This window comes from Novosphingobium huizhouense (genome assembly GCF_020179475.1).
In the GTDB taxonomy this organism is placed as follows: Bacteria; Pseudomonadota; Alphaproteobacteria; order Sphingomonadales; family Sphingomonadaceae; genus Novosphingobium; species Novosphingobium huizhouense.
This window is the reverse complement of record NZ_JAILXZ010000001.1, coordinates 331,418-356,873: the sequence shown is the minus strand read 5'-3', so window position 1 is coordinate 356,873 and position 25,456 is coordinate 331,418. Positions and strand designations below refer to the sequence as shown.

27 protein-coding genes are annotated in these 25,456 nt (G+C 69.8%); 15 read left to right on the top strand and 12 right to left on the bottom strand.

Annotation, left to right across the window (positions count from 1 at the left end):
• The first annotated feature begins 1 nt into the window (after window position 1).
• The gene (locus tag K3A85_RS01775) at window positions 2–442 is read left to right on the top strand and encodes a molybdenum cofactor biosynthesis protein MoaE (RefSeq protein ID WP_225204779.1); all 441 of its coding nucleotides are present in this window, start codon (window positions 2–4) and stop codon (window positions 440–442) included.
• Here K3A85_RS01775 and K3A85_RS01770 read toward each other — a convergent pair whose 3' ends face one another.
• A complete protein-coding gene (locus K3A85_RS01770; protein WP_225204778.1) occupies window positions 443–1,009 on the bottom strand; it encodes a hypothetical protein in 567 nt (188 codons plus the stop codon).
• A 261-nt stretch (window positions 1,010–1,270) separates the two neighbouring features.
• On the opposite strand from K3A85_RS01770, the gene rplU reads away from it, so the two are divergent.
• The 3 genes from rplU to K3A85_RS01755 all read left to right on the top strand — a co-directional run bounded on the left by rplU (window position 1,271) and on the right by K3A85_RS01755 (window position 2,681).
• On the top strand, window positions 1,271–1,567 hold the full coding sequence (gene rplU, locus K3A85_RS01765; RefSeq protein ID WP_225204777.1) for a 50S ribosomal protein L21: 297 nt from the start codon (window positions 1,271–1,273) through the stop codon (window positions 1,565–1,567).
• Window positions 1,568–1,590: 23 nt separating this feature from the next.
• Window positions 1,591–1,860, top strand: a complete 270-nt coding sequence (rpmA, locus tag K3A85_RS01760; RefSeq protein WP_225204776.1) for a 50S ribosomal protein L27 — start codon at window positions 1,591–1,593, stop codon at window positions 1,858–1,860.
• Window positions 1,861–2,096: 236 nt separating this feature from the next.
• Window positions 2,097–2,681, top strand: coding sequence for a GNAT family N-acetyltransferase (locus K3A85_RS01755; protein WP_225204775.1), 585 nt, complete (start codon window positions 2,097–2,099; stop codon window positions 2,679–2,681).
• Window positions 2,682–2,712: 31 nt separating this feature from the next.
• On the opposite strand, the gene K3A85_RS01750 is transcribed toward K3A85_RS01755, so the two are convergent.
• Window positions 2,713–3,618: a metal-dependent hydrolase gene (locus K3A85_RS01750; protein ID WP_225204774.1), complete on the bottom strand. Its 906-nt coding sequence runs from the start codon at window positions 3,616–3,618 to the stop codon at window positions 2,713–2,715.
• A gap of 63 nt (window positions 3,619–3,681) precedes the next feature.
• Between K3A85_RS01750 and K3A85_RS01745 the strand changes: the two genes are divergently transcribed.
• Window positions 3,682–4,269 carry a TetR/AcrR family transcriptional regulator gene (locus K3A85_RS01745; protein ID WP_225204773.1) on the top strand — a complete coding sequence of 196 codons (588 nt, stop codon included), beginning with the start codon at window positions 3,682–3,684 and terminating at the stop codon, window positions 4,267–4,269.
• Here the strand turns inward: K3A85_RS01745 and ygfZ are convergent.
• The gene (gene ygfZ, locus K3A85_RS01740; RefSeq protein WP_225204772.1) at window positions 4,253–4,993 is read right to left on the bottom strand and encodes a CAF17-like 4Fe-4S cluster assembly/insertion protein YgfZ; all 741 of its coding nucleotides are present in this window, start codon (window positions 4,991–4,993) and stop codon (window positions 4,253–4,255) included. The two genes, K3A85_RS01745 and ygfZ, sit on opposite strands and share 17 nt — an antisense overlap.
• Window positions 4,994–5,097: 104 nt before the next feature.
• Here ygfZ and pyrC point away from each other — a divergent pair, with 104 nt between their 5' ends.
• Complete coding sequence (pyrC, locus tag K3A85_RS01735) at window positions 5,098–6,135, top strand: dihydroorotase (RefSeq protein ID WP_225204771.1); 1,038 nt, start codon at window positions 5,098–5,100, stop codon at window positions 6,133–6,135.
• On the opposite strand, the gene rarD is transcribed toward pyrC, so the two are convergent.
• Window positions 6,112–7,026, bottom strand: coding sequence for an EamA family transporter RarD (gene rarD / locus K3A85_RS01730; RefSeq protein ID WP_225204770.1), 915 nt, complete (start codon window positions 7,024–7,026; stop codon window positions 6,112–6,114). The two genes, pyrC and rarD, sit on opposite strands and share 24 nt — an antisense overlap.
• 217 nt (window positions 7,027–7,243) lie before the next feature.
• Here rarD and K3A85_RS01725 point away from each other — a divergent pair, with 217 nt between their 5' ends.
• Entirely contained in the window at window positions 7,244–7,678 is a 435-nt protein-coding gene (locus K3A85_RS01725) for a glycine zipper 2TM domain-containing protein (RefSeq protein WP_225204769.1), read from the top strand.
• 128 nt (window positions 7,679–7,806) lie between these two features.
• Window positions 7,807–8,043, top strand: a complete 237-nt coding sequence (locus K3A85_RS01720; protein WP_225204768.1) for a hypothetical protein — start codon at window positions 7,807–7,809, stop codon at window positions 8,041–8,043.
• Window positions 8,044–8,046: 3 nt separating this feature from the next.
• On the opposite strand, the gene astD is transcribed toward K3A85_RS01720, so the two are convergent.
• Window positions 8,047–9,501, bottom strand: coding sequence for a succinylglutamate-semialdehyde dehydrogenase (gene astD, locus K3A85_RS01715; protein ID WP_225204767.1), 1,455 nt, complete (start codon window positions 9,499–9,501; stop codon window positions 8,047–8,049).
• A gap of 91 nt (window positions 9,502–9,592) precedes the next feature.
• Window positions 9,593–11,002, bottom strand: a complete 1,410-nt coding sequence (locus K3A85_RS01710; protein WP_225204766.1) for a protein adenylyltransferase SelO family protein — start codon at window positions 11,000–11,002, stop codon at window positions 9,593–9,595.
• Between the two features lie 101 nt (window positions 11,003–11,103).
• Between K3A85_RS01710 and K3A85_RS01705 the strand changes: the two genes are divergently transcribed.
• From K3A85_RS01705 to K3A85_RS01685, 5 genes are all read left to right on the top strand, one after another.
• On the top strand, window positions 11,104–11,973 hold the full coding sequence (locus tag K3A85_RS01705; protein ID WP_225204765.1) for an alpha/beta fold hydrolase: 870 nt from the start codon (window positions 11,104–11,106) through the stop codon (window positions 11,971–11,973).
• Complete coding sequence (locus K3A85_RS01700; RefSeq protein WP_225204764.1) at window positions 11,970–13,121, top strand: glycosyltransferase family 4 protein; 1,152 nt, start codon at window positions 11,970–11,972, stop codon at window positions 13,119–13,121. Before K3A85_RS01705 ends, K3A85_RS01700 begins: the two co-directional genes overlap by 4 nt.
• A 148-nt stretch (window positions 13,122–13,269) precedes the next feature.
• Window positions 13,270–14,037: a tetratricopeptide repeat protein gene (locus K3A85_RS01695; protein ID WP_225204763.1), complete on the top strand. Its 768-nt coding sequence runs from the start codon at window positions 13,270–13,272 to the stop codon at window positions 14,035–14,037.
• Between the two features lie 5 nt (window positions 14,038–14,042).
• Window positions 14,043–15,383, top strand: a complete 1,341-nt coding sequence (locus tag K3A85_RS01690) for an outer membrane protein assembly factor BamB family protein (RefSeq protein ID WP_225204762.1) — start codon at window positions 14,043–14,045, stop codon at window positions 15,381–15,383.
• A 64-nt stretch (window positions 15,384–15,447) separates the two neighbouring features.
• Window positions 15,448–16,791, top strand: coding sequence for a methyltransferase family protein (locus tag K3A85_RS01685; protein ID WP_225204761.1), 1,344 nt, complete (start codon window positions 15,448–15,450; stop codon window positions 16,789–16,791).
• Here the strand turns inward: K3A85_RS01685 and K3A85_RS01680 are convergent.
• Genes K3A85_RS01680 through K3A85_RS01670 form a run of 3 tightly spaced genes read right to left on the bottom strand, consistent with a single transcriptional unit; the run spans window position 16,788 to window position 19,313 of the window.
• Complete coding sequence (locus tag K3A85_RS01680; RefSeq protein ID WP_225204760.1) at window positions 16,788–17,087, bottom strand: putative quinol monooxygenase; 300 nt, start codon at window positions 17,085–17,087, stop codon at window positions 16,788–16,790. The two genes, K3A85_RS01685 and K3A85_RS01680, sit on opposite strands and share 4 nt — an antisense overlap.
• A 14-nt stretch (window positions 17,088–17,101) precedes the next feature.
• Window positions 17,102–18,475 (bottom strand): glutamate--cysteine ligase, encoded by a 1,374-nt coding sequence (locus K3A85_RS01675; protein WP_225204759.1) that lies wholly within the window; start codon window positions 18,473–18,475, stop codon window positions 17,102–17,104.
• A 52-nt stretch (window positions 18,476–18,527) separates the two neighbouring features.
• Window positions 18,528–19,313 (bottom strand): 16S rRNA (uracil(1498)-N(3))-methyltransferase, encoded by a 786-nt coding sequence (locus K3A85_RS01670; protein WP_225204758.1) that lies wholly within the window; start codon window positions 19,311–19,313, stop codon window positions 18,528–18,530.
• 47 nt (window positions 19,314–19,360) lie between these two features.
• Here K3A85_RS01670 and ubiA point away from each other — a divergent pair, with 47 nt between their 5' ends.
• Window positions 19,361–20,287 (top strand): 4-hydroxybenzoate octaprenyltransferase, encoded by a 927-nt coding sequence (gene ubiA, locus K3A85_RS01665; protein WP_225204757.1) that lies wholly within the window; start codon window positions 19,361–19,363, stop codon window positions 20,285–20,287.
• Here the strand turns inward: ubiA and K3A85_RS01660 are convergent.
• Window positions 20,278–20,652, bottom strand: coding sequence for a VOC family protein (locus K3A85_RS01660; RefSeq protein WP_225204756.1), 375 nt, complete (start codon window positions 20,650–20,652; stop codon window positions 20,278–20,280). The two genes, ubiA and K3A85_RS01660, sit on opposite strands and share 10 nt — an antisense overlap.
• A gap of 97 nt (window positions 20,653–20,749) precedes the next feature.
• Here K3A85_RS01660 and soxR point away from each other — a divergent pair, with 97 nt between their 5' ends.
• Window positions 20,750–21,190, top strand: a complete 441-nt coding sequence (gene soxR / locus K3A85_RS01655; RefSeq protein ID WP_225204755.1) for a redox-sensitive transcriptional activator SoxR — start codon at window positions 20,750–20,752, stop codon at window positions 21,188–21,190.
• Here soxR and K3A85_RS01650 read toward each other — a convergent pair.
• Window positions 21,187–24,624: a chromosome segregation SMC family protein gene (locus K3A85_RS01650; RefSeq protein ID WP_225204754.1), complete on the bottom strand. Its 3,438-nt coding sequence runs from the start codon at window positions 24,622–24,624 to the stop codon at window positions 21,187–21,189. The two genes, soxR and K3A85_RS01650, sit on opposite strands and share 4 nt — an antisense overlap.
• A 41-nt stretch (window positions 24,625–24,665) precedes the next feature.
• Window positions 24,666–25,430, bottom strand: a complete 765-nt coding sequence (locus tag K3A85_RS01645; RefSeq protein WP_225204753.1) for a thioredoxin domain-containing protein — start codon at window positions 25,428–25,430, stop codon at window positions 24,666–24,668.
• Window positions 25,431–25,456 lie beyond the last annotated feature (26 nt).

Sequence of the window (25,456 nt, the reverse complement as noted above, 5' to 3'; positions counted from 1 at the left end):
CATGCGCGACGTGCGCCTGCTCGAGACCGCCTTCGATCCCGCGCTGGAGATCGAGCGCTTCACCGCCGGGCATCCGCAGTCGGGCGGCGTGGTCAGCTTTCTCGGCCAGGTGCGCGAGGGCGGCGGGGTCGAGGCGCTGGAGCTGCGGCACTATGCGCCGCTGACCCTGCCCGGGATGCGGCAACTGGCCGACAGCGTACTCGGCCGCTGGGCGCTCGACGGGCTGCTGATCGTCCACCGCGTCGGCACGATGGCCCCGCGCGATCCCATCGTGCTCGTCGCCGCTGCCGCGCGGCACCGGCGCGACGCCTTTGCCGCAGCGGACTTCGCGATGGACCATCTCAAGAGCGAATCGTGGTTCTGGAAGCGCGAGAAGACGGCCGACGGGTGGCGCTGGATCGAGCCGCGCGAGGAGGACCGGCGCGATCTGGCGCGCTGGTAGCTAGCCCGCAACCCGCCTTTTCAGCGCGTCGAGCGTCGCCAGCTCCTGGCGCATCAGGGCATCGACCTCGGCATGCGCCGGGGCGATCGCGTCGAGGTCGGCGTGCGGACCATCGACCGCGGCCTGGGTCGCGACGACGAGCATGCGGTCGAGGTCGGCCATCGCGACCATGCCTTCGCTCCGCGCCGAATCGAGGTCGGCGATGGCGATCTGCGCGACCGACCAGGCCTCGCTGCCAACGCCGGCGCCGCGCGCGGCGGCAACTGCGCGCTCGGCGCCGGGGCGGCGCGATTCGAACCTTGCGTCGGCCTTGCGCGCCTGTTCGCGCAGCGCGGCGACCCGCGCCACCACCGAAGCGTCCGCAGGGAGCGGCTGGGTGGCATCGGGGACCGCGGCGGCCACCGGCTGCGCGCTGCCGTAGGCGCGCTCGGCCGGGCGGCGGGCGAGTGAGGGAAAGCGGCTGCGATCGGCGCTGCAGGCGCTGGTGGCGAGCGCTGCGAGGACGAGCAGGGCCACGCCCCGGTGGTGGAGCAGGGGCGAATGGACAGGGAGGCGGCGCTTGGGCATGGTCCCGCCATAGCATGCGCGCGCACCGGCGCCAGAGCCGCGCGCGGCGGTGCGTCCGGCGCCGGCGGTCTGCGGGCCGGATTGTGCGGCGTCAGGCTTGTGTTGCAGCGTTGACACGAATCTCTCGTTCGACTATCGGCACCGCTCTTTCCGGGGTTCCGCATGCGGCGGGATACCGGCGTATTGCCCGCTGTCCGCGGTTTCTCGAAAGGGAATCGGGGTGCTTGGTGGGCCAGGCATTTGAAACGGATAGCAGGAACCATGTTCGCAATCGTGCGCACGGGCGGCAAGCAGTACCGGGTTGCCGCCGGAGACAAGATCGCTGTCGAGAAGCTGGCGGGTGAAGCCGGCGACACGATCACCCTCGGTGATGTCCTCCTCGCCGGCAAGGACGGCGAACTCGCCGATGCTGCCGCGGTCACGGTTTCGGCCGAGATCATCGCGCAGGCGAAGTCGGAGAAGGTCGTGGTGTTCAAGAAGCGCCGCCGCCACAACTATCGCCGCAAGAACGGTCACCGCCAGCAGATGACCCTGCTGCGGATCGTTTCGGTCGCCTGAAGACGAGATCGGAGTAAGACGAGATGGCACACAAGAAAGCAGGCGGCTCCTCGCGCAACGGTCGCGATTCGGCTGGTCGCCGCCTCGGCGTGAAGAAGTTCGGCGGTCAGGAAGTGATCGGCGGCAACATTATCATCCGCCAGCGCGGTACCAAGGTGTACCCGGGCGCCAACGTGGGCATGGGCAAGGATCACACCCTGTTCGCGCTCGCCGAAGGTCGCGTCCGCTTCCACGCCGGCAAGCTCGGCCGCAAGTACGTGTCGGTCGACGCCATGGCTGAAGCCGCCGAATAATCCGGATGGTCGTGCAAAGGGCCATCCTGCCGGGATGGCCCCGCCGGTACCAGTGACCGGCAGAACGAGGGAGAGGGGCCGACCCGTCTCCCTTTTTTCGTTTCTCCCTCACCCGAACCGTCGCGCGCCGCGCGCCGATTGTCCCGACATCGGCGGTGCTGCGGCGACAGCGCAATATCCCTGTCATCGCGGCGGCTTAGAGGCCGCTTGCAACAGGGCGGATGAGGAGAATCCACGTGTTCATTCGCAGCGAAAGGCTGTTCCTGCGCCCCGCCTGGCCCGAAGACTGGGCCGAGCTGCATGCCGTGATCGACGACGCGCAGGTGGTCCGCAACCTTGCCCGCGCGCCTTGGCCCTATGCCCCGGAGGACGCGCGCCGGTTCGTGAACCTGCCGCAGGATCCCCGCTTTCCCAACTTCTTCGTGACGCTCCCCGGCGCGCACGGCTCGCGGCTGATCGGCAGCGTCGGCCTGGCCGAGGCCGAAGGCGGCGCAGTCGAGCTCGGCTACTGGATCGCGCGCAGCCAGTGGGGCAGGGGCTATGCCACCGAAGCGGCGCGCGCGGTGCTGTCGGTCGCCCGGGCGATCGGTCACGACCGCATCGAGGCAAACCACTTCATCGACAATCCCGCTTCGGGGCAGGTCCTGCGCAAGCTCGGCTTCCGGCCAACTGGCGAATGGCGGCCGCGCTACAGCGAAGGCCGCAAGCAGGTCTGCACGGCAGTGATGTTCGAGGCGCGCCTTACGGCGGCCGGCAATGGCGACGACGACGGCAACGACAGCGGGGGCGGTCAGTCGGTGGAGGTCATGCGAGCCGCGTGAAGCGCGCGGCCCGCATGCCTTGCCGCTGCGCTCAGGCGAGCGCGGCGGTTGCCGGGAATTCGCGCTCGGCCTTGCCGATCAGGGCGCGGTCGTCGTGGTTCCACGGGTGGAAGCCGGGCAGGAAGTAGCTTAGCCACAAGGGCAGGATGCGGCTGACAAGGCCGGGCCGGACCAGCAGGTAGGCGGCAAGCTTCGCCTTGATCTTCCAGCCGGTCAGCCCGTCCTGGCGCAGCAGCTCGAGCGTGTCGGCGATGCGGTGGACGAAGAACTCGCGCGTGACCGCGAGCATCAGCAGCGACTTGATCTTCCAGCGCTTCCACCGGCTCCAGTCGCGCGTCGCGTGGAGCCAGGTGTCGTAGGCGACGCCCTTGTGCTCGATCTCCTCGATCGCGTGCCAGCGCCACAGGTTGGCGGTCTCCTCCTCGCCGCCCGCGAGGTGGGCTGGGGTGCGCAGCAGCTCCAGCGCGAGGATCGCGGTGAAGTGTTCGAGCGCCATGGTTGTGGCGAGGTTTGCTATCGCCGGGCGGCTCTTCGCCTCGTCGAGGCTTTCGCCGAGGCGGCGCTCCATCGCCGAGAGATCGTAGCCCGCTTCGGTGGCGGCGCGGTTGAAGGCCACGTGCTCGCGGGTGTGGTTGATCTCCTGGCGGACGAAGTCGCGGATCTCGGCCTCGAGGCGCGGCGGCACGCCGTCACGGAACGCCTTGACCGATTCGATGAAGAACGCCTCGCCGCGCGGGAAGGTCAGCGACAGGGCATTGTACCAGGCCGAGGCGACGGGGTCGTTGTTGAGCCACCAGCGCGGCAGCTTGCGCTCCCGGCCGAAGCGGCGGTCGCGCACCACCAGTTCGAGATCGGCAGGCGTGCCCTTGCCATGGAGGGCCGGCTTGCCCGCGGCATCGCCGGAGGCTACGTCAAGAGCTTGCAAGTCTGCGGTCATCGTTCTACCCACGCTCAATTGACAGGTATGTCAGTAGCGCCAGAAATAGAGTAACTGACACTGATGTCAATAAGGAAACGCCTGAGTCCCGAGGAAAGCCGCATCGCCGCGCTCGAGGCAGCCCGCGCGCTGCTGATCGAGGCGGGGCCGCAGGCGGTGACGCTGAAGGCGGTCGCGGGGCGGATCGGCCGGACCCATGCCAACCTGCTGCATCACTTCGGCTCGGCATCGGGATTGCAGAAGGCGCTTGCCGGGCACCTCGCCGAAACGATCTGCGCGACGATCCGCGATGCGGTGATCGCCCAGCGTTCGGGCGTCGGCTGCCCGCGGGATGTCGTGGACCTGACCTTCGACGCCTTCGACAAGGAAGGCGCGGGCGCGCTCGCCTCGTGGATGCTGCTGTCGGGCAACGAGGATGCGCTCGATCCGATCGTCGACACGATCCACGATCTCGTCGTCGATCTCGACGAATACGGTTCGCATCGGCAGCGGGGCAACACGCTGGCGCTGGTGCTGATGGCGCTGGGCGATGCGCTGATGGGCGGGCCGCTGGCGCAGGCGCTCGACCTGCCGCGCGATGCCGCGCGCGAGCGGGCCGAGGCGATGCTGGTCGAGGGGCTCCAGGCGGCGCCGGTCACGCCTCTGGAGTAAGCTCCATCCAGTGCGGGACGAGGTCGGCGGCGATGTCTTCGACCCGCAAGTGGTCGACCGCCAGCCCCAGCTCGGGATAGGCGACGCGCCGGCGCTGCTCGTCCGACCGGTCGAGCGGCACCACGACGAGCCGGCGGTTGACCTTCTGCCGCCAGTTCATCCGCGCGGTGTTCTCTTGGCCGACGTAGCAGCCCTTGGTGAAGCTGACGCCGTGAAGGTCCACGGCATTGCATTCGAGCCAGAGCGTCTGGTCGCTGCCCAGTTCGGCCTGGCCTTCGGCAACGCCGAGCTTGAGCCGGTGTTCGCGCCAGGCGGCGTCGACCGGTTCGTCGCCGTACTCCACGGTCGCGATCCAGCGCTGGCCGAGCGCGCGCAGGCGGGGGTCCTCGGCCCCGCCGTGGCCCGGATGGCCTTCCCAGAAGACCCCGAGGCCGTCTGCGCGTTCGATGCGGATCCTGCGCCGCAGCCGGTAGAGCGAGAGCCGTTTGGCGAGGGCGTCGGCGGCCGCAGCCTCGCAATCGAGCAGCAGCGCGTCGGCGCCGTCGGGCCAGACGAGGAAATCGAACAGCACCTTGCCCTGCGGCGAGAGCAGCGCCGCCCAGACCGGCAGCGGTCCCTTGACGTCGTTGGTCACCAGTCCTTGGAGGAAGGCGGCGACGTCCTCGCCGGGCTCTTCGGGGGCGAGGCGGACGAGCGCGCGGTCGAACAGGCGGGGCTTGGACATGGGCTCCATTTGGTCGGGGCGAGCGCACGTTCAAGGGCGAGCGAAGCGCTTTTCGTCGGCAGGGCAGGTTGCACCGTTCTGCCGCTGTGGCAAAGCGCGGTTCCATGACCCAGACTCTGACGATCCGCCGCCCCGACGACTGGCACGTTCACCTGCGCGATGGCGAGGTGCTCAAAGGCGTGCTGCCCTACACCGCGCGCCAGTTCGCGCGCGCCATCGTCATGCCCAATCTGTCGCCGCCGATGACCGACGTTGCCGGCGTTGCGGCCTATCGCGACCGCATTCTGGCGGCGCGGCCCGAGGGCAGCGACTTCACCCCGTTGATGACGCTCTACCTGACCGATGCGACCGATCCCGACGAGGTCGAGCGCGGCTTTGCCGACGGCGTGTTCGTCGCGGCGAAGCTCTATCCTGCCCATGCCACCACCGGCTCGGCGCATGGCGTGACCGCGATCGCCAACATCATGGCCGTGCTCGAACGCATGGAGAAAATCGGCATGCCGCTGCTGATCCATGGCGAGGTGACCGATTCGCACGTCGACATCTTCGATCGCGAGGCAGTGTTCATCGAGCGCACGCTGACCCCGCTGGTCACTGCGCTGCCGGGGCTGAAAGTGGTGTTCGAGCATATCACCACCGAGGAAGCCGCGCAGTTCGTGGCCGATGCCTCCGACCGGATCGGCGCGACGATCACGCCGCAGCACCTCCACATCAACCGCAACGCGATGCTGGTCGGCGGCATCCGCCCGCACGCCTACTGCCTGCCCGTCGCCAAGCGCGAGAAGCACCGCCTCGCGCTGCGCAAGGCGGCGACTTCGGGCAGCCCCAAGTTCTTCCTCGGCACCGACACCGCGCCGCATGCCAAGCACCTGAAAGAGGCGGCCTGCGGCTGCGCCGGCATCTTCAATGCGCCCTATGCGCTCGAAAGCTATGTCGCGGTGTTCGACGAGGAAGGCGCGCTCGACAGGTTCGAGGCCTTCGCCTCTCTCAACGGCCCGGCGTTCTACGGCTTGCCGCTCAACGAGGGCACGGTCACGCTCGAGCGCACCGGCACGCCGGTGCCCGAGACGGTCGATGCCAACGGCACCACGATCGTGCCGTTCCACGCGGGCGAAACGCTAGGCTGGCGCTTCGCTCCGTGAGCGCTGCGCGCCGCGCCGGCGTCGGAGCATGTCGGCGCTGAACACGCCGATCGCGGTCCAGATCAGCACGAAGCAAGCGAGCCGCACCGTGTCGAGCGGCTCGCCGAAGGCGATCGTGCCGAGCAGGAAGCTGATCGTCGGGGCAAGGAACTGGACGAAGCCGAGGACCGAGAGGTCGAGCTGCCGCGCGGCCGCCGCGAACAGCAGCAGCGGCACGCCGGTGACCACCCCGCTGAGCGCGACCAGCCCGGCCGTGCCGGCGCCCTGCGCCATGCTCGATCCAGCCGGCTGCAGCGCGTACCAGGCGACGATCGCAGCGGCGGGAAGCGAGAGCACCATCGTTTCGATGGTCAGGCCCGGCACCGATGCGACCGGCGTCAGCTTGCGGATCAGGCCATAGAGCGCGAAGCTGACCGCGAGCGCCATGGCGACGCCCAGCATGTCGAGCGCGCCCCACAGCAGCAGCGCGATTCCGGCCCCCGCGATCGCGACCGCGCTCCACTGCGTGCGGTTGAGCCTTTCGCCCAGGAAGATCGTGCCGATCAGCACGTTGAGCAGCGGATTGATGTAATAGCCCAGGCTCGAGGCGAGGACGTGTCCCTGGGCGACCGCGATCACGAAGATCAGCCAGTTCGTCGCGATCAGCGCCGCGCTGGCGCAGAGCCGCAACAGCACGGCGCGATTGCGCAAGGCGGCGACGAGTTCCCCGCCCATCCCGCGCCAGGCGACGACCGCAAGGCAGAACGGCAGCGTCAGGCAGATGCGGAAGGCCACCAACTCGAGCGGCGGGACGTGCGCCAGCGCGTGGAAGTACAGCGGCAGGAAGCCCCAGATGAAATAGGCGAGCAGCGCCGCGCCGAGGCCGGGCCCGATAAGCTTGGTAGACGACATGGGACCGCTCTGTCGCAGAGCGACGAGCCCGCGCCAAGCGTTCATTGGGCACCTTGCAGCGAACGTCTCGCGCCCCGTCCGAAACGCTTCGTCGCTTTCCGCGAATCTGACAGCCGCGTTGCATTCCGTTCAGGTTGGTTTGCGTAAACATGAACCAACGACGCTGCTCCGAACATGGTCGAAGCGCCGCCAGAACAGGAGACCGACGATGAATTTCATGACCAGGACCGCAATGGCGCTGGCTGCTGCCGGGACGCTCGGCACGGTGGCCGCCCCTGCCATGGCCGCCGACTTCGGCACGCCCGAAGTCCGCGCCGTGCAGCTCGAGCAAAGCTTCAACCACGACGGCCGCTATGGCGACTACGACCGCTACGACCGATATCGCGGTGGCGACTATGGTCGCCGCTACTACAGCAACTACGACCGCCGCGACTCTTATCGCGGTCCGAGCTGGCGCGGCCGTGACGGGCGCACTTATTGCCGCCGCAACGACGGCACCACCGGGCTGCTGATCGGCGGTGCGGCGGGCGCGCTGCTCGGCCGCGAGATCGCTGGCTACCGCGGCGACCGCACGCTGGGCGCGATCCTCGGCGCCGCCGGCGGCGCCCTGCTGGGGCGCGAGGTCGACCGCGGCGGATCGCGCTGCCGCTGACCGCTTGCCAGCCCTTCGGGTCGCACCGGGGCAAAGGCACAGGAAGGGCGCGCCGGACTGCCGGGGCGCCCTTTTTGCGTTCTTAACCGGCCCCATGCTAGGGCCCCCCCATGGGATCGGGTCGCACGATGGTATACTCGCGGGTCGCGCTGGCGCTGGCGTTGCTGGTCGGCGGCTGTGCCGACGAGGCGCCGCAGACGCGCAAGCAGGTCGAGGACCCGCTGATGACCGAGGCGCTCGAGGGACAGCTGCTGGTCGACCCGGACCTGACCCAGAAGAACATGCGCAATGCCGCGGTGGTCCCGGCGGGTCCGATCGATCCCGCGCGCCCGCCGGCGGATGCCGAGCAAGGACCCGCGCGCTGACCGTCAGTCGTTGCGCAGGCCGACGCCGATGCCGGCGCGCGGTTGCTCCATCTCGGTCGAAGCGACGGGATAGGCGCAGTAGTCGGCCGCGTAGTACGCGCTCGGCCGGTTGTTGCCGGAAAGCCCGGTGCCACCGAACGGCGCTGCCGACGAGGCGCCGTTGGTCGGCCGGTTCCAGTTGACCACGCCGGCGCGGACATTGGCCCAGAAGCGGCTGTAGTCTGCGGGAGTTCCGCCCACCAGCGATGCGGAGAGGCCGAAGCGGGTATTGTTGGCCTCGGCGATCGCGGCGTCGAAATCGTCGACGCGGATGACCTGCAGCAGCGGCCCGAACAATTCGACGTCGGGCTTTTCCGCCATTGCGGTCACGTCGATGATCGCCGGGCTGAGGAACGGCAGGCTCTCGTGCAGGCGCACCATGTGCTTGATCGGCCGCCCGCCGCTCGAAAGCAGGTAGACGAAGCTTTCGGTCAGGCCGTCGGCGGTGCGGTTGTCGATCACCGGCCCCATGAACGGCGGCGGATCGTCGAACGGCGCGCCGACGATCATGCGGTCGGCGAGGCGCTTCACTTCGCCGACGATGGCATCGTACATCGTGCCCTTGACGATCAGGCGCCGCGCCGCGGTGCAGCGCTGGCCCGCTGTCGTGAAGGCCGACTGGGCGACAAGCGCTGCGGCATCGGCGATCTTGGGGGTATCCCACACCACGATCGGGTTGTTGCCGCCCATCTCGAGCGCCACGACCTTGCCCGGATTGCCCGCGAGCCGACGATTGATGGCGATGCCGACATGGGCGGAGCCGGTGAACAGCACGCCGTCGACGTCGTCGTGCTGGGCAAGCGCCTGCCCCTGCGCCGGGCCGCCGATCAGCACCTGCACCACGGCCGCCGAAATGCCCGCGCGATGGAAGCACTGCGCGAGCAGCTCGCCCGTCGCCGGCGCCTTCTCGGAAGGCTTGAGCACCACCACGTTGCCCGCGATCAGCGCCGGAACGATGTGGCCGTTGGGCAGGTGCGCGGGAAAATTGTAGGGGCCGATCACCGCCATCACTCCGTGCGGCTTGTGCCGAATCGCGGCGGTGCCCTGCAGCGCGCTGTCGAGCCGGCGCTGCGCTGTGCGCTCGGCATAGGCGCGGACCGAGACCTCGACCTTGTTGATCACGCTTTCGACTTCGGCACGCGCCTCCCACATCGGCTTGCCGGTCTCGCGCGCAATGGCGGTGGCGAGCTTGTCGGCCTCCTTGCGCACTTCGTTGGCGAAGCGGCGGACCAGTTCGATCCGCGTCGAAAGCGGCTGCGCCGCCCAGGCCGGCCAGGCGCGTCGTGCCCGCGCGACGATCTCGTCGACATCGCCCACCTTTCCGCGCCAGAATTCGGCGCCGGTGGCCGGCTCGATCGAAACGATTTCGTCGGGAATGACGGGCGACTGTTCCACGGTGTCCTTCACCACGCCGGCCATTCGCCGGCACGGTCAATTCTGCGAATAGAACGGAATTGGTAACCAAATAAAGAAGGCAAATTCTCCCCGCTGTATTAGGTGTTTTACCGTATCAATGGGGGCCGGCCGCTTTCGGGGCGAGCCCGTGCGCTTCGCCCATGCGCCGCACCGCGGCGATCTTGGCTGCGAAGGCGGTCCAGTCGTCGTGTTCGGCAATGGGCGCCCAGATCGCCTCGACTTCGTCGATCAGCATCGATTGCGGGGCAGGGTCACTCCAATACGGATGATCCGACGGCAGCGGCGCATGGCGTTCGAGCAGCGCCGCCAGCGCGTCGGCGGCTTCGCTCTTCATCCCCGCCGCGCGCCGCCCCCCACGCCAGCCGAAGAACAGCGCGTCCGGAGCGACCTTGTCGGCGACCATGACCTGCTCGCAGGCCGCGACGAGTGCGTTGTCGGCGTCGCCGCCTTGCGGCGCGACGCCGAGGCGCCAGCACCAGCGCCGCGCCATGCTCTCGCGATAGAGGTCGGGAAAGCGCTGCAGCGCCTCGATCAGCGGAGGCGAATCCTCGAGCAGTCGCAGCGCGACCGCGAGCTGGCCGCAGTTCCAGTGGATCGCCTCGGGCTGGCGGCCGAAGGCGTAGAGCCCGCCTTCGTCGAAATAGGCCGCGGTGAAGCCTGCGTCCCAGCGCGGCAGGAATCGCCACGGGCCGTAGTCGAAGCTTTCGCCGGACACGTTCATGTTGTCGGTGTTGAGGACGCCGTGGACGAAGCCTGCCACCATGTAGCTTGCGGCGAGGTCGGCCATGCGCTCGACGACCTGATGGAGCAGCCGCGCCGCCGGGCTCGCGCCTTCGGGGCCGGGCGCACCGGGGAAGTTGGCGAGGCAGTATTGCACGAGCTGCGCCATCTCTTCGGCGGCTTCGAGTGCAGCGAGGCGCTGGAAGGTGCCGAAGCGGATGTGCCCGTGCGACAGGCGCACCAGCACCGCCGAGCGGGTCGGCGAGGGTTCGTCGCCGCGCCACAGCGCCTCCCCCGTCTCGACGATCGAGAAGGTGCGGCTGGTGTCGACGCCCAGAGCCTCGAGCATCTCGGTCGCCAGCGCCTCGCGCACCGCGCCCTTCAGGGTCAGCCGGCCGTCGCCGCGCCGGCTCCACGGCGTCTGGCCCGAGCCCTTGGTGCCGAGGTCCATCAGCCGGCCCGCGCCGTCGAGCATCTGCGCAAACAGGAACCCGCGCCCGTCGCCGAGCTCGGGATTGTACACGCGGAACTGGTGGCCGTGGTAGCGCAGCGCGAGCGGCTGCGGCAGGTTGTCCGCCAGCGGGGCGAAGCGGCCGAAGTGCTCCAGCCATTCCGCATCGGACAGGCCAGCGAGGCCGACCTGCGCCGCTGCGCGATCGTTGCGCAGGCGCAGCACCGTTTCGGGAAAGTCTGCCGGCATCACCGGATCGCCCAGCCATTCGGCGAGCGCGCGGATCCGGGGCGAGGGGCGATAGGCTGCTGCGTCTTGCGGGGGAGGGATCATCGCGGCATTAGTGGCCGCCGCATGTCGGCCGCGCAAGCATGTGCGGCACGAGCGGAACGGTTTTGGGGGGCGAATGCCCGCCGGCAACAGGAAGAGCGTCCTTGGCGAGCACGGCCGACTACGAGGTGCGCAGCTGGTCCAGCCGCGATGGCCTGCGTCTCCACTTCCGCGACTATCCCGGCGATGCCGAGCGCCCGCCGGTGCTGTGCCTGCACGGGCTGACCCGCAATGCGCGCGACTTCGAGGCGCTGGCTGGCCACCTTGCAGGCCAGGGGCGACGCGTGCTGTGCATCGACCTGCGCGGGCGCGGCGACAGCGACTATGCCAAGGACCCGATGACATATCATCCGGGGCAGTACGTCGAGGATATCGAGGCCCTGCTCGAAGCCGAGGTAATCGAGCGCTTCATCGCGATCGGCACCTCGCTTGGCGGATTGCTGACCATGCTGCTGGCGCTCGTGCGGCCCGACCGGGTGGCGGCGGCGGTGCTCAACGACATCGGCCCGGTGGTCGAAGCCGAGGGACTCGAGCGGATCCGCGACTACGTGGGGCAGGGGCGCAGCTTCGAGACGTGGATGCACGCGGCCCGTGCGCTCGAGGAGGCGCAGGGCGACATCTATCCCGACTTCACCATCACCGACTGGCTGCGCATGGCCAAGCGCACGATGGCGCTGGGCAGCGGCGGGCGGATCGCCTTCGATTACGACATGAAGATCGCCGAGCCGCTCGATGTCGCGAGCGACGGCCCTGCACCCGATTTGTGGCCGGCCTTCGACGCGCTGGCGGGGCGGCCGCTGCTCTTGCTGCGCGGCGCGAATTCCGACATCCTGTCGGCCGCGACGGCGCACTCGATGGCGGCGCGCAATCCGCGGCTCGAGCTGGTGACCGTGCCGCGGGTTGGCCACGCGCCGACTCTCGACGAGCCGGAAGTGGTGGCCGCGATCGAACGGCTGCTCGCCTCGCTCGGATGACCGCGCCGCGCGAGGGCCGCTTGCGCCTGCTGCATCTCCATTCGACTTTCGGCCCGGGCGGCAAGGAACGCCGCAGCGTCGATCTCGTCAACCGCTTCGGGCCGGCGCTGGAGCACGCGGTGGTCTCGGCCGAGCCGGCGGCGCTCGGCGCGGCGCAGTTCGTGGCGCCACGGATCGCGCTGGAGGTGCTGCACGATTTTCCGCCGCTCGCGGGTCGCCCTTCGGTCCGTCGCCTGCAGGCGATCGCGCAAGCGATGCGCGGCTACGACCTCCTGCTCAGCTACAACTGGGGCGCGATGGATGCGGTCATGGCGCATGCCGTGTTCGCCCCGCACTATGGCCTGGCTCCGCTCGTCCACCACGAGGACGGCTTCAATGCCGACGAAGCCGCGGGACTGAAGCCGAGCCGCAACTGGTATCGCCGGATCGCGCTGACCCGGGCGTCGGCATTGGTCGTGCCGTCGCGGCGGCTGGAGCAGATCGCGCGCGGCGCGTGGCGCCAGGGGCCCGCCAAGGTCCGCCGCATCGCCAATGGCATCGACACCCGCGCCTATGGCGCGACGCCGCGTCCCGATGTCCTGCCGCGGGTGATCAAGCGGCCGGGCGAGCGCTGGGTTGGCACTCTCGCCGGCCTCCGCCCGGTCAAGAACCTGCGGCGCATGGTGCGCGCGATGGCCTCGCTGCCGCCCGAATGGCAATTGGTGATCCTGGGCGAAGGCCCCGAGCGGGAGGCGATCCTGGCCGAGGCGATGGCGCTCGACATCGGTCACCGCGTCCACCTGCCGGGCCATGTCGCCGATCCGGCGCAGGTGATCGGCCTGTTCGACCTTTTCGCGCTCTCGTCCGACAGCGAACAGTTCCCGCTGTCGGTGGTCGAAGCGATGGCGGCCGGGCTGGCGGTGGCGAGCCCGGCGGTCGGCGACGTCGCCGAAATTGTCGACGCATCGAACCGCCCCTTCATCACCCGCGAGGGCGACGAGGCGGCCTTTGCCGCGGCGCTCGCCACGCTGGCCGCCGACGAGGAGCTGCGCCACCGCCTCGGCACGGCGAACCGCAAGCGCGCGCAAGGCGAGTTCGACGCCGCGCGGATGGTCGAGCGCTATGGCGCGGTCTATGCCCGCGCGCTCGGCATGACGCACTTTCCCTGACCGCGGCGCGCTTCACCGGCGGTTCACCTGGGAATCGCCACGGACGGCGAAGCGATCATTGAAGTTGAAATGGCGGCTTCATCCGCTAAACACCGCGCGCACCGGGCGTTTTGCCCATGCCGTTCGCCGAACCACCGAAAGCAGCGCCTTGGCCCTGAGACCGACGACTCCGCCATCCCGTTCCGACCAGCTCGCCGCGCGTCAGGCCGCGCAACAGGACGTCTTCCTGCGCGAAGTCGACGATGCGCTGCGCGAAGACCAGACCATTGCCGCCTTGCGCAAGTGGGGTCGGCCGGTCGGCGCAGTGGTCGTTGCCGGTCTGCTCGGGCTGGCCGGATACCTGTGGTACGACAACCACCAGAAGACCATCGCCGGCGAACAGGGCGAGGCCTTCACCAAGGCGCTCGACCAGGTCGAAGGCGGCAATCTCAAGGCCGGCAGCGACGCGCTGGCGCCGGTGGTGAAGGATTCCGGACCCGGTTACCAGGCCGCCGCGCGAGCGATGCAGGGCGCCATCGCGGCGCAGCAGGGCAAGACCGACGAGGCCGCGAAGATCTTCGCCGAAGTCGCCGCCGACACCAAGGCGCCCCAGCCGTTCCGCGACCTTGCGATCGTGCGCGAGGTGTCGCTCAATTTCGAACGGATGAGCCCGCAGCAGGTGATCGACCGGCTCAAGCCGCTTGCCGTTCCCGGCAACCCGTGGTTCGGCAACGCCGCCGAGCTGGTCGGCGTCGCCTACATGAAGAAGGGCGACAACGCCCAGGCCGGCGCGCTGTTCGCGACGATCGCCAAGGACAAGACCGTGCCGGAATCGCTGCGCCGCCGCGTCCGCCAGCTGGCCGGACAGCTGGGCGTCGATGCGGTGGACGATCCGCAGGACGCGATCGTGAAGGTCGCTCCGGCGACGGCCGAATGACAAGGATGTTATCGATGAATCGCAACCGCATTTCGCGCGTCGCGCTGCTTGGCGTCGCCGCGCTCGCGATCGGCCTGGGTGGCTGCGCCGGCAAGGGCAAGGTCAAGGCGACGCCCACCGTCGGACAGCGCGTGCCGGTGCTGTCGCGCATCGAGGCGGGCACCAAGGTCGACGATTCGATCGCCACGCTCGAAGTTGTCCTGCCGCCCGCCGAGGCCAATGCCGACTGGGCGCAGGCCGCCGGCAGCGCGGCCAAGGCGACCGGGCACCTCGCCATCGGCGATGCGCCGCGCAAGGCCTGGGTCGCGCAGGTTCCGGGTTCGACCAAGAAGGAACGCCTCGCCGCTTCGCCCGTGGTGGGCGGCGGCAAGCTCTTCGTGATGGACACGCAGGGCGCGGTCCACGCTTTCGATGCCGCCACGGGCCGCGAGCAGTGGAAGACGGCGGTGCGCATGGACAGCAACAACGCCTCGGTGTTCGGCGGCGGCGCGGCCTATGACGACGGCGCGGTCTACGTCACGACGGGTCTCGGCGAAGTGGCGCGGCTCGATGCCGCCGACGGCGCGATCAAGTGGCGCGTCAAGCCGGCGGGACCGCTGCGCGGTTCGCCCACGGTCGCCTTCGGCGCCGTCACGGTGATGACCCAGGACAACCAGATCGTCGCGCTCAATACCGACGACGGCGCCCAGCTGTGGCACGAGGCAGGTTCGGCCACGCAGTCCGGCGTGTTCGGCGTGGCCGCGCCCGCAGCGGGACAGGGCACCATCGTTGCCGGCTACAGCTCGGGCGAACTCGTCGCCTACCGCTACGAGAACGGGCGCGAGCTGTGGTCCGATGCGCTCGCGCGCACGTCGATCGCGACCTCGGTCTCGACCCTCACCGACATCGACGCCGATCCGATCGTCGAGGCCGGCAGGGTCTATGCGCTCGGCCAGGGAGGGCGCATGGCGGCCTACGAGCTCGTCACGGGGCAGCGCATCTGGGAACTGAACCTCGCCGGCATCTCCACCCCGGCAGTCGCCGGCGAGTGGATCTTCACGCTGACCGACGAGGCCAAGCTGCTGTGCATCGCCAAGGCCAGCGGCAAGGTCCGCTGGCTGACGCAGCTGCGGCACTATCGTAAGGAAAAGAAGAAGGTCGATCCGGTGTTCTGGACCGGCCCGGTGCTTGCCGGCAATCGCCTGTGGATGGCGAATTCGCGCGGCGAGATCGAGACCGCTTCGGTCGCCGACGGCAGCGTGACCAAATTCGCCGACGTCAAGGCGCCGGTCTCGCTCGCGCCGATCGTGGCCAACCAGACGCTCTACGTGCTCGACGACAGCGGCCGGATCACCGCCTTCCGCTGAGGACATCGGCCGAAGACAAGGGACTTCATGGTTTCTGCACCCCTTTTCGGGTAAGCGCCGGGCCATGAAGACAAGCACGGCCGTTCCTTCCGCCAGACCGCAGAGCGACGTCTCCGCAGGCGTCGGCCTGTGCGGCGTGGCGGGCCTGCTGTTCTGGCTCGTGGTCTGCCGCGAGTGGCCGGCGATCGCGACTGCGCTCGACCTTCCCGGACCGCGCGCGCGGCTCGATGGCGCCAATGCCGCGCTTGCCGCGCTGCTGTTCTCGGGCGGGCCGATGGTCGCCTGGTCGCTGCTGGTCGACAAGGTGCACCGCCGTCCGTCGACCGGGATCGACTGGGACGCGCCGCGGCCAATCCGCGAGATCCTGCAGATATCGGTCACCAAGATCGCCGGGCTTTGGGCGACCTGGGCGCTGATCGCCTTCGTCTATTGCCTCGGTCGCTGGTACTGGCGCGGACCATACCTGTTCGCCATGGACATGCTGGGAATCGCAGCGCCGGTGATGGTCGTGTTGTCGGTGCCCTACGTGCTCTGGCTCGACCGGGTGCTGGTGAACCCGCGCGATGGCGCCTGGCATTTCGGGGCGATGCTGCTGGGGCGCGAGCCTTTCAGCAAGGCCGAGGTGGCGCATCATCTGCGCGGCTGGGCGGTGAAGGGGTTCTTCTGCGCGTTCATGATCTCGATCCTGCCGGTGGGCTTCATCGGCGTGGTCGGGTTCGACCTCGATGCCGCCTGGCACCTCGGTCCGGTGGTCGTCACCAATGTCCTCGTCGAGACGATGTTCATGATCGACGTGCAGATCGCCATGGTCGGCTACCTGCTGACGATGAAGCCGCTCGACGCGCAGATCCGCACCGCCAACCCCTATCTCGGCGGCTGGGTCGCCGCGCTGATCTGTTACCCGCCGTTCGCGCTGATGGGCGGCGGCGACGTGCTCGACTATCGCCCGCACAGCGCCGAGTGGGACTATTGGCTCGCCGGCCACACCACGTTGCTGTGGATCTGGGGTATGGCGATGGTGTTCCTCACCGCGATCTACGCCTGGGCCACGGTCGCATTCGGGCTGCGCTTTTCGAACCTCACCTATCGCGGCATCCTGACTAACGGGCCCTATGCCTTCACCCGGCACCCCGCCTATCTCGCGAAGAACACGTTCTGGTGGCTGACCTCGATGCCCTATCTCGCCACCAGCGGATCAATTGTCGATGTAGTGCGCAACACAGTGACGCTGGGCCTCGTCAGCGCGGTCTACTACTGGCGCGCGAGGACCGAGGAACGGCATCTCCTCGCCGCCGATCCCAAGTACCGCGAGTACCACGCGTGGATGGCCGAACACGGGCTGGTGACCGCACCGCTGACGAAGCTGGGGCGGACGATATGGCGCAGCCGCAGGCTTCTGGCGCGTTAGAGAACTTCGCCTTCGTCGGTCTCGAAGCAGCGGATCTGGCGATCGTGCAGGCCGAGATCGGCCCGCTCGGCGGCCCACGCCGCCATGTGCGGCGTGGCGAAATGTGCAGATAGCGCGGCGCGGTCGCGCCACTTCTCGGCAATGTGGATCAGCCCCGGCTCGAGCATGTCCTGCGCATAGGCATAGGCGATGCAGCCATCCTCGGCACGGGTCGCTTCGACCACCCGCTCCATCGCGGGGAGGATCGCGGCGATGTTTTCGACCGGAACCCGAACCGTACCCAGGACGATGATCATCGCTTTGCTCCCGTTCAGAAACTCTTGGCGCGGTAGACCTTGCCGAGATCGCCGGCCCACTCGCCGTGGTAGAGGTCGAGCAGGCGTTCGGCCGGAGTCCTGCCGCTGGCGACGATCTCGTCGAGCGGCTGGAGATAGCCGGTTTCGTTGTCGCCTGCGTCGTTCAGCCGGGCGCGTGCGGCAAGGCCGCCCCGCGCGATCGCCAGCACCTCGGCGGCAATGTCCCGCAACGTGCCGCCACCGGGCAGCGGCGCATCGAGTCCGAGCCGCGGAACCTCGGCGCGAAGGCGTTCGCGCCCGTCGAGGTCCCAGCCCTTGACGAGGTCCCACGCCGCATCGAGCGCGCCCTGGTCGTAGAGCAGGCCCACCCACAGCGCGGGCAGTGCGCAGATGCGGCTCCACGGACCGCCATCGGCGCCGCGCATCTCGAGGAACGACTTCAGCCGCACTTCGGGGAAGGCGGTCGAAAGGTGGTCGATCCAGTCCGAGGCGAGGGGCTTCTCGCCGGGCAGCGCGGGCAGCCTGCCTTCGAGAAAATCGCGGAACGACTGGCCCGATGCGTCGATGTAGCGGCCCTCGCGGAAGACGAAGTACATCGGCACGTCGAGCATGTAGTCGACGTAGCGCTCGTAGCCGAAGCCGTCGTCGAAGACGAAGCCGAGCATGCCCGTGCGCGCGGCATCGGTGTCGGTCCAGATGTGGCTGCGATAGGACAGGAAGCCGTTGGGCTTGCCTTCGAGGAACGGCGAATTGGCGAAGAGCGCGGTCGCGAGCGGCTGGAGCGCCAGGCTGACGCGGAACTTCTGCACCATGTCCGCTTCGCTCGAATAGTCGAGGTTGGTCTGGATCGTGCAGGTCCGAAGCATCATGTCGAGGCCCATCGTGCCCACGCGGGGCATGTGCCGCAGCATGATCTCGTAGCGCCCCTTGGGCATGATCGGCAGCTCGGCGCGGGTCTTGTCCGGCCACAGGCCCAGCCCGAGATAGCCGAGCCCGAGCTTGTCGCCGATCGTCTTGACCTGGGCGAGATGCCGCCCGGTCTCGGCGCAAGTCTGGTGCAGGTTTTCGAGCGGCGCGCCCGACAGTTCGAGCTGGCCGGCAGGTTCGAGGCTGACCGTGCCGTCGGGACCGGCCATGGCGATCACGTTGTCGCCCTCGATCACCGGCTCCCAGCCATAGTCGGTCAGCGCCATCAGCAGGTCGCGGATGCCACCCTGCTCGGCATAGGAGGGCGCGCGGAAGTCGTCGGTGCGATAGACGAATTTCTCGTGCTCGGTGCCGATGCGCCAGCGCTCGCGCGGCTTCTCGCCCTTCTGCATCGGGGCGACGAGCTGGTCCCGGCTTTCGATCACCGGTTCGTTGCTATCTGAAACCTGTCGCGTGCTCATGCGCGCTCAAGTAGAGCGCCGAAGGGCGTTGCGCCAGTGCCAATCGCCGCCGTCACGTGCGTGCGGACCAGTCTCCCGCAACCCCCATCCACAGCGCCAGCGCGGCGATGGCCGCGGTCTCGCCGCGCAGAATGCGCGGGCCGAGGGTGATCGCGCGGGCTGCCGGATGCGCGCGGATGGCGGCGCGCTCGGTCTCGTCGAAGCCGCCTTCGGGGCCGATCAGCAGCGCGGCGGGGCCGGCATGGCCGGCAAAGCTTGCTGTGGCCGGGTCGCCGCCGCTTTCGTCGGCGAAGAACAATGCGCGGCCCTCGGGCCAGTCGCGGAGCAGGGCGTCGAGCTTCACCGGTTCCGCCAGACCGGGCAAGGCGGTGCGGGCGCACTGCTCGGCGGCCTCGGTCACGATCGCCCGCGCGCGCTCGGGGTTGAGCTTGTCCGCCACGCAGCGCCGCGTCAGCACCGGCCGGATCTCCGCAACGCCCAGCTCGGTCGCCTTTTCGAGCACGAGGTCGAAGCGGTCCTTCTTGAGCAGCGCCGGGCACAGCCACATGTCGGGCACGCTTTCGCGAGGGCGCAACAATCGCTCCACGGTAAGCCCCACGCTGCGCTTGCCGACGTCTGCCACGGCCGCAAGCCATTCGCCGGTGACGTCGTCGCACAGGATCACGGCCTCGCCTGGGCCCAGCCGCATGACCTTGCCCAGATAATGCGCCTGGCCTCCCTCGATCTGGAGCTGCACGCCTTCGGAAAGCGCCGCACCTACGAACAGTCGGGGCGCGGACTTCGGCGGCCAGGCGGGCGTGGCGGGTTGGTGTGTCGCGGGATGGTGTGTGGCAGACATGGCGGCGTGGTCTAGCCGATTGCGGAGGGCGGGGCTATGCCACGGGCATGAACGTTGCGCCTGCAGCTCCCGAGATCGTCCCCGACAGCGAGCACAAGGGCCTCGTCGCGCGGCTGCCGCAGCCGGCGCGCGACCTCGCGCAGCTTGCGCGCTTCGACCGGCCGATCGGCTGGTGGCTGCTGTTCTGGCCGTGCCTGTGGGGCTTGTTCCTCGGCGGAGCGGCGGCGCGCTGGGACATCGCGCTATGGCTGCTGCTGGGCGCGATCGCGATGCGCGGGGCAGGCTGCGTCTACAACGACGTGGTCGACGCCGATCTCGATGCGCGCGTTGCGCGGACGGCGTCGCGTCCTGTCGCGAGCGGCCGGATATCGAAGCGGGTGGCCTGGGCCTGGCTGCTCGCGCTCTGCGCGGTCGGCCTTGTCGTGCTGCTGCAATTGCGCTGGCAGGCGCAGGTGGTCGCGCTTGGCAGCCTGGGGCTCGTCGCCGCCTATCCCTTCATGAAGCGGATCACCGGCTGGCCGCAGGCCTGGCTGGGCCTCGTGTTCACGTGGGGCGCGCCGGTCGGCTGGATCGAGGCGCGCGGGTTCGAGGCCCTGGCGCCGATGGGCCTGCTCTACGCCGGCTGCTGGGCCTGGTGCATGGCCTACGACACGATCTATGCGCTGCAGGACCGCGAGGACGACGCGCTGGTCGGCATCGGATCCTCGGCGCGCTCGTTCGGACGCCACGTGCGTGCCGGGGTGGCGGGGCTCTATGCGTTGGCGCTGGTCTGTTGGGCCCTCGCCTTCTGGTTGGTCCGCCCCGATCCGCTGGTGATCGCCGCGCTGCTGCCGATGGCGGTGCAGCTCGCATGGCAGGTGCTGACGCTCCGCGAGGACGGGACCGACCCGCTGGTCAAGTTCCGCTCCAACCGTTTCGCCGGCCTGCTGATGGCGCTCGCCTGCCTTGTCGTCGGGCTTGCTGCTCAGGCGTAGCTGACCAGCTCGAATTCGATTCCGTCCCAGTCGAGGAAGTAGAACCGCCGCCCGGGCGCATAGTCGGCGTGGTTGAACGGCACGAGCCCGTGGGCCATGACGATGGCTTCGGCGGCGTCGAGGTCGTCGACGACGATCCCGATGTGTTGCAGCGGAGCGCCCTTCGCGAATTGGCCCGCGAAGGGCTCGCGGGTGGTGTAGAGCGCGATGTAATCGAACGCGTCGCCAAGGTGGATGGTCCAGCCCTCGTGGATCGCGGGGCCGCGCCAGCGTTCGGTCCAGCCGGTCAGCGCGGCGAGAAAGGACGCCGTCCGACTGGGGTCGCTGACCCGGATATTGACGTGTTCGAGCCGTGCTGCGGGCATCTCCTCAAGTCCTTTCTCAAGTCTTGTCCGAATCGATGCTGCCGCTTATGCAACCTCAAGCTAACTTCAGGTCAAGCTCTGGTATCAAGGGTCAGCATTGAATCGCAACGATCTCATCCCGATCGGCACGCTCGCGCGCCGCACCGGTCTTGCCGTTTCGGCAATCCGCTACTACGAGGAGCGCGGGCTGGTGCGATCGGTGCGCACGGGCGGCAATCAGCGCCGGTTCCTGCGCTCCGACATTCGCCGCCTGAGCTTCGTGCTGATCGCGCAGAAGCTGGGGCTGGGCCTCGCCGAGATCGAGCAGGCGCTGGCGACGCTGCCGCAAGGACGCACGCCCACGGTGCTCGATTGGCAGAAGATCAGCCGGGCGCTGCGTGGCGAGATCGACCACCGCATCCAGTTGCTCACCCGCACGCGACACAAGCTGGACGAGTGCATCGGCTGCGGCTGCCTCAGCCTCGACCGCTGCGCGCTCTACAACAAGGAGGACCGTGCCGGCGCGGCGGGTCCGGGGCCGCGGTTCGTGCTGGACTAAGCGCTGGCGAGCAGGTCGACCGCGCCGCCGAGGTCGACGCTGACCAGCCGGGATACGCCCTTTTCGACCATGGTCACGCCGAACAGGCGGTGCATCCGGCTCATCGTCACGGCATTGTGCGTGACGATGAGGTAGCGCGTCCGCGTCTCGCCGACCATCGCGTCGAGCATGTCGCAGAAGCGCTCGACATTGGCGTCGTCGAGCGGCGCATCGACTTCGTCGAGCACGCAGATCGGCGCGGGGTTGGTCAGGAACAGCGCGAAGATCAGCGCGACGGCGGTCAGCGCCTGTTCGCCGCCCGACAGCAGCGTCAGCGATTGCAGGCGCTTGCCCGGCGGCTGGGCGAAGATTTCGAGCCCGGCTTCGAGCGGGTCGTCGCTGTCGACCAGCGCGAGGTGTGCCTCGCCGCCGCCGAACAGGCGGGTGAACAGGCGGCGGAAGTGGCCGTCGACGGCTTCGAACGCGGTGCGCAGGCGCTCCCGGCCCTCGCGATTGAGATTGCCGATCGAGCCGCGCAGGCGGTGCACCGCCTCGACCAGCTCGGCCTTCTCCGCGACCGAGGTGCCGAGGCGCTGTTCGGCTTCGGCAAGTTCCTCGGCGGCAACGAGGTTGACCGGCCCGATGCGCTCGCGCTCGGCCGAGAGGCGGTCGTGCTCCGTCGACTCGGCGTGCGAGGAGCCCACCTCGGCAGAGGCGAAGCCAAAGCGTTCGGGCAGCAGCGGCGGCGGACACTGGAACCGCTCGCCCGAAATGCCGGCCATTTCCTGCCGACGCACATCCTCGTTCTCGGCGCGGGCGGCGGATCCGGCGCGCGCCTCGCGGGCGGTGGCCAGTGCCTCGTTGGTCGCGGCAAGATGCGCGTCGGCCCCGCGCGCGGTCGCCTCGCACTGCGCCAGCGCGGCTTCGGCGGCGGCGAGCTCGGCGGCGATGCGTTCGCGGATCGCCTCGCCCTGTTCGATTTCGGCGACAAGGCCCGCGGGCTTGGCGGCAAAGACCAGTCGGTCCTGCGCCAGTTCCTCGGCCCGTCCGGTCATGTCGGCGAGGCGGCGTGCGGCATCGCCTGCACGCGACTGCCAGTTGCGGATGTCGGCGCGCACCGCCCCCAGGCGCTCGCGCCCGACCGCGAGCGCCTGATCGAGCGTGGCCGACGCCGCGATCGCCGCCTGCAGTGCAGTCCGCGCCGCTTCGTTGTGGGCGCGCGCGGCATCGACCGCGGCTCGCCCCGCGGCTGGATCGGGAAGCGCTGCGCATCGGGCCTGCGCGGCCGCCAGCTCGTCGTCGCCCGCCGCGCGCTGTTCGCGCACGTCTGCCATGGCGCGCTCGAGTTCCCCCCGGCGCGCGTCCATCCGGGCCCGCGCTGCTTCGGCCGCGTCGAGCGCGCGCAGCGCGCTGCGCTCGGCATCGGCATTGGCCGAGATCGCCCGCTCGGTCTCGGCCAGCGCTCCCTGCACGCGGGCGAGCTCGGCGCGCGCCTCGGCGTCACCGGCTTCGGCTGTGGCCAGCGCTTCGCGCAGCGCGGGCAGGCGGGACTGCAGATCGGAGAGGCGGTTCTCGGCTTCGAGCGCTGCAGCCTCGGCCGCGCCTTCGCCGCGGGCGACAAAGCCGTCCCAGCGGCGCAAGTGGCCGGTGCGCGTCACCAGCCACTCGCCCGGCGCGAGCGGCTGGCCCTCGTCGACTTCGACCGCTCGGACCAGCGAGAGCCGCGCCTGCACTTCCGGCGGGCAGCTCGGCACGTGCTGCGCCAGCGAGTCGGCGAGGGGCGGCGGTGGGGGTGCGCCAGTCCAGAAGCGTCCCTCGGCCTGCGACGGCGCCGGACCGACGGGCGCGGCGGCATCGCGACCGAGGACCGCGGCGAGCGCCCGTTCCCACCCCGGCGCGGCGCGGCTGCCAGACAGCGCGGTCTGCCCCTTGCCCTTGGCCGCCGCCGCCTTTTCACGCGCAGACTTGTCGCGAGCGAGCGCATCGGCCTCGCGTTCCACCCCGGCGAGGTCGGCGCGCGCCCCGGCGAGGGCATTGCCTGCCGCATCGCGCGCGGCGGCGAGCCGTTCGCGCTCGCTGCCGAGGCGCTCGCGCTGCGCCTGCGCCTCGGCCAGCGCTGCCGCCGCCGCGGCGCGCCGGGCTTCGGCTTGCGCGATCTGTGCCGCCGGGTCGGCTTCGCGGGCGAGCGCCTCGGCTTGACCGGCAAGTCGCGAAAGGTCGGCATCGAGCCGCGCGAGGCGCTGGCGCGCGGCGGCCACGGCCGCTTCGGCAACGCGCCATTCGGCGTCGATCCCGGCCTGCTCGGCCACCTTCTGCGCCAGCGCCAGCTCGGCCGCGCGCCCGGCGCGTTCGGCGTCCTCGACCGCGCGCGCCGCGCCCGGGCGGCGTGCCTCGTCCTCGGCCAGCGCGGCTTCGGCGAGGCTCACTTCGGCTTCGAGCCGGGCGAGCGCGGCCGCGGCATCGGTGGTCAGGCGGTCGGCGGCGGTGCGGTCCTCGTCGATCCGGCGCAGCTGCCGGTCGATGTCGGCAAGGCGCTGCTGGGCGGCTTCGAGCTGCGCGGTCAGGCTGGCGATGCGCTGACCTTGCGCTGCCGAATCCTGGCGTCGGTCGAACAGCCCCTCGCGCGCCGCCGCCAGCGCCTCGCCGGCAGCGTGCTGTGCCGCCTGGGCCTGTGCGGCGGCGGCCTGCGCCAAGGTCACGGCCTGCTCGGCGACCTGCGCCTCCCGCCTCGCCGCATCGGCGGCGGCGGCGGCATCCCGCCAGCGGGCGAAGACCAGCCGCGCTTCGGCGATGCGGATCTTCTCGCTCACCGCCTTGTAGCGCTCGGCGGCGCGGGCCTGGCGGCGCAGACTCCCGATCTGGCCTTCCAGCCCGGCGAGCAGGTCGTCGAGCCGGGCGAGGTTCGCTTCGGTGGCGCGCAGCTTCTGCTCTGCATCGCGGCGGCGCACGTGGAGCCCGGCGATGCCTGCCGCTTCCTCGAGCATCATCCGCCGCTCGGCAGGCTTGGCGGCGATCACCGCGGCGATGCGGCCCTGGCTGACGAGCGCGGGGCTATGCGCGCCGGTCGCGGCATCGGCGAAGATCAGCGCGACGTCCTTGGCGCGCACGTCCTTGCCGTTGACGCGGTAGGCCGAGCCTGCGCCGCGCTCGATCCGCCGGACGACTTCGAGTTCACCGCCGTGCGGCCCGGCGGGGTCGGTCTCGGCGGTCAGCATCACTTCGGCGAAATCGCGCGCCGGGCGATTCGCGGTCCCGGCGAAGATCACGTCTTCCATCCCGCCGCCGCGCATCGAGCGGGCCGAGCTTTCGCCCATGACCCAGCGGATCGCTTCGAGCAGGTTGGACTTGCCGCAGCCGTTGGGGCCGACCACGCCCGTGAGGCCCGGTTCGATGCGCAGTTCGGCAGGCTCGACGAAGCTCTTGAAGCCCGAAAGCTTCAAGCGCCGGAACTGCATCGGACCCGGCCCCCCCAAGGCCGCCTACCGACAGAAGCGCATCAGCGCGCGCCGGCCTTCTTGATCAGCGGCTCGAGCTCGGCCCACGAAGCGACGCCGGTCTTGGTGCCGTTGAGGATGAAGGTCGGCGTGCCGGTCACGTCGAAGTCCTGCACCGCCTTGTCGGTCGCGGTGGCGAAGGCGGTGGCCTTGGCGGTGTCGGTCACGCAGGCGCTCGCCTTGTCGGCGGCGATGCCGCGCGCGTTGAAGAACTCGGTCATTCCGCTCATCGCCGCGATCTTGGTGAAGCGCTGTGCGGGCGGCGAGCCGGCCGCATCCTTGTAGGCGGCATCGCCCGCCTTCTGCAGGTTGGCGAACATGTTCGGCTGCCAGTCCCAGAACTGCTCGCTGAGCGGGATGACCGCCTCGGGCGACCCGCAGGTGGCGAGAAGTGCCGCCGGGATGTCGAGCGCGTTGAGCATGAACAGGCGCAGCTCGTAGCTGACCTTGCCCGAGTTCACGTACTCGTCGCGCAGCTTGGGGAAGCCCTCCTTCGAGAAGGCGGCGCAGTGCGAGCACGAAAGCGCGCCGAATTCGAGCAGCTTGATCGGGGCATCGGGGTTGCCCATCAGGTAGCCGCCGTCCTTGGTCGGGGCGATCACTTCGGACCAGGCCTTGCCCGCCGGCGGCGCGACCGCCGCGACCGGCGCGGCTTCGGCGATTTCGCCCGCAGGCGCCGCGGCATCCTTCTTGCCACAGGCGGCGAGACCGAGGGCGAGCGGCACGGCAAGCGCGGCGAAAGCGAAACGGAGGGCGGCAGGCTTCATCTGATGGTTCCCGGTCTGCGTGACGT

Bases quoted from the DNA above. Each gene is read 5' to 3' on its own strand.
- K3A85_RS01775 (WP_225204779.1), top strand. From the start codon at position 2: ATGCGCGACGTGCGCCTGCTCGAGACCGCCTTCGATCCCGCGCTGGAG.
- K3A85_RS01770 (WP_225204778.1), bottom strand. From the start codon at position 1,009: ATGCCCAAGCGCCGCCTCCCTGTCCATTCGCCCCTGCTCCACCACCGG.
- rplU (WP_225204777.1), top strand. From the start codon at position 1,271: ATGTTCGCAATCGTGCGCACGGGCGGCAAGCAGTACCGGGTTGCCGCC.
- rpmA (WP_225204776.1), top strand. From the start codon at position 1,591: ATGGCACACAAGAAAGCAGGCGGCTCCTCGCGCAACGGTCGCGATTCG.
- K3A85_RS01750 (WP_225204774.1), bottom strand. From the start codon at position 3,618: ATGACCGCAGACTTGCAAGCTCTTGACGTAGCCTCCGGCGATGCCGCG.
- K3A85_RS01745 (WP_225204773.1), top strand. From the start codon at position 3,682: ATGTCAATAAGGAAACGCCTGAGTCCCGAGGAAAGCCGCATCGCCGCG.
- ygfZ (WP_225204772.1), bottom strand. From the start codon at position 4,993: ATGTCCAAGCCCCGCCTGTTCGACCGCGCGCTCGTCCGCCTCGCCCCC.
- pyrC (WP_225204771.1), top strand. From the start codon at position 5,098: ATGACCCAGACTCTGACGATCCGCCGCCCCGACGACTGGCACGTTCAC.
- rarD (WP_225204770.1), bottom strand. From the start codon at position 7,026: ATGTCGTCTACCAAGCTTATCGGGCCCGGCCTCGGCGCGGCGCTGCTC.
- K3A85_RS01725 (WP_225204769.1), top strand. From the start codon at position 7,244: ATGACCAGGACCGCAATGGCGCTGGCTGCTGCCGGGACGCTCGGCACG.
- K3A85_RS01720 (WP_225204768.1), top strand. From the start codon at position 7,807: ATGGTATACTCGCGGGTCGCGCTGGCGCTGGCGTTGCTGGTCGGCGGC.
- astD (WP_225204767.1), bottom strand. From the start codon at position 9,501: ATGGCCGGCGTGGTGAAGGACACCGTGGAACAGTCGCCCGTCATTCCC.
- K3A85_RS01710 (WP_225204766.1), bottom strand. From the start codon at position 11,002: ATGATCCCTCCCCCGCAAGACGCAGCAGCCTATCGCCCCTCGCCCCGG.
- K3A85_RS01700 (WP_225204764.1), top strand. From the start codon at position 11,970: ATGACCGCGCCGCGCGAGGGCCGCTTGCGCCTGCTGCATCTCCATTCG.
- K3A85_RS01690 (WP_225204762.1), top strand. From the start codon at position 14,043: ATGTTATCGATGAATCGCAACCGCATTTCGCGCGTCGCGCTGCTTGGC.
- K3A85_RS01685 (WP_225204761.1), top strand. From the start codon at position 15,448: ATGAAGACAAGCACGGCCGTTCCTTCCGCCAGACCGCAGAGCGACGTC.
- K3A85_RS01680 (WP_225204760.1), bottom strand. From the start codon at position 17,087: ATGATCATCGTCCTGGGTACGGTTCGGGTTCCGGTCGAAAACATCGCC.
- K3A85_RS01675 (WP_225204759.1), bottom strand. From the start codon at position 18,475: ATGAGCACGCGACAGGTTTCAGATAGCAACGAACCGGTGATCGAAAGC.
- K3A85_RS01670 (WP_225204758.1), bottom strand. From the start codon at position 19,313: ATGTCTGCCACACACCATCCCGCGACACACCAACCCGCCACGCCCGCC.
- ubiA (WP_225204757.1), top strand. From the start codon at position 19,361: ATGAACGTTGCGCCTGCAGCTCCCGAGATCGTCCCCGACAGCGAGCAC.
- K3A85_RS01660 (WP_225204756.1), bottom strand. From the start codon at position 20,652: ATGCCCGCAGCACGGCTCGAACACGTCAATATCCGGGTCAGCGACCCC.
- K3A85_RS01650 (WP_225204754.1), bottom strand. From the start codon at position 24,624: ATGCAGTTCCGGCGCTTGAAGCTTTCGGGCTTCAAGAGCTTCGTCGAG.
- K3A85_RS01645 (WP_225204753.1), bottom strand. From the start codon at position 25,430: ATGAAGCCTGCCGCCCTCCGTTTCGCTTTCGCCGCGCTTGCCGTGCCG.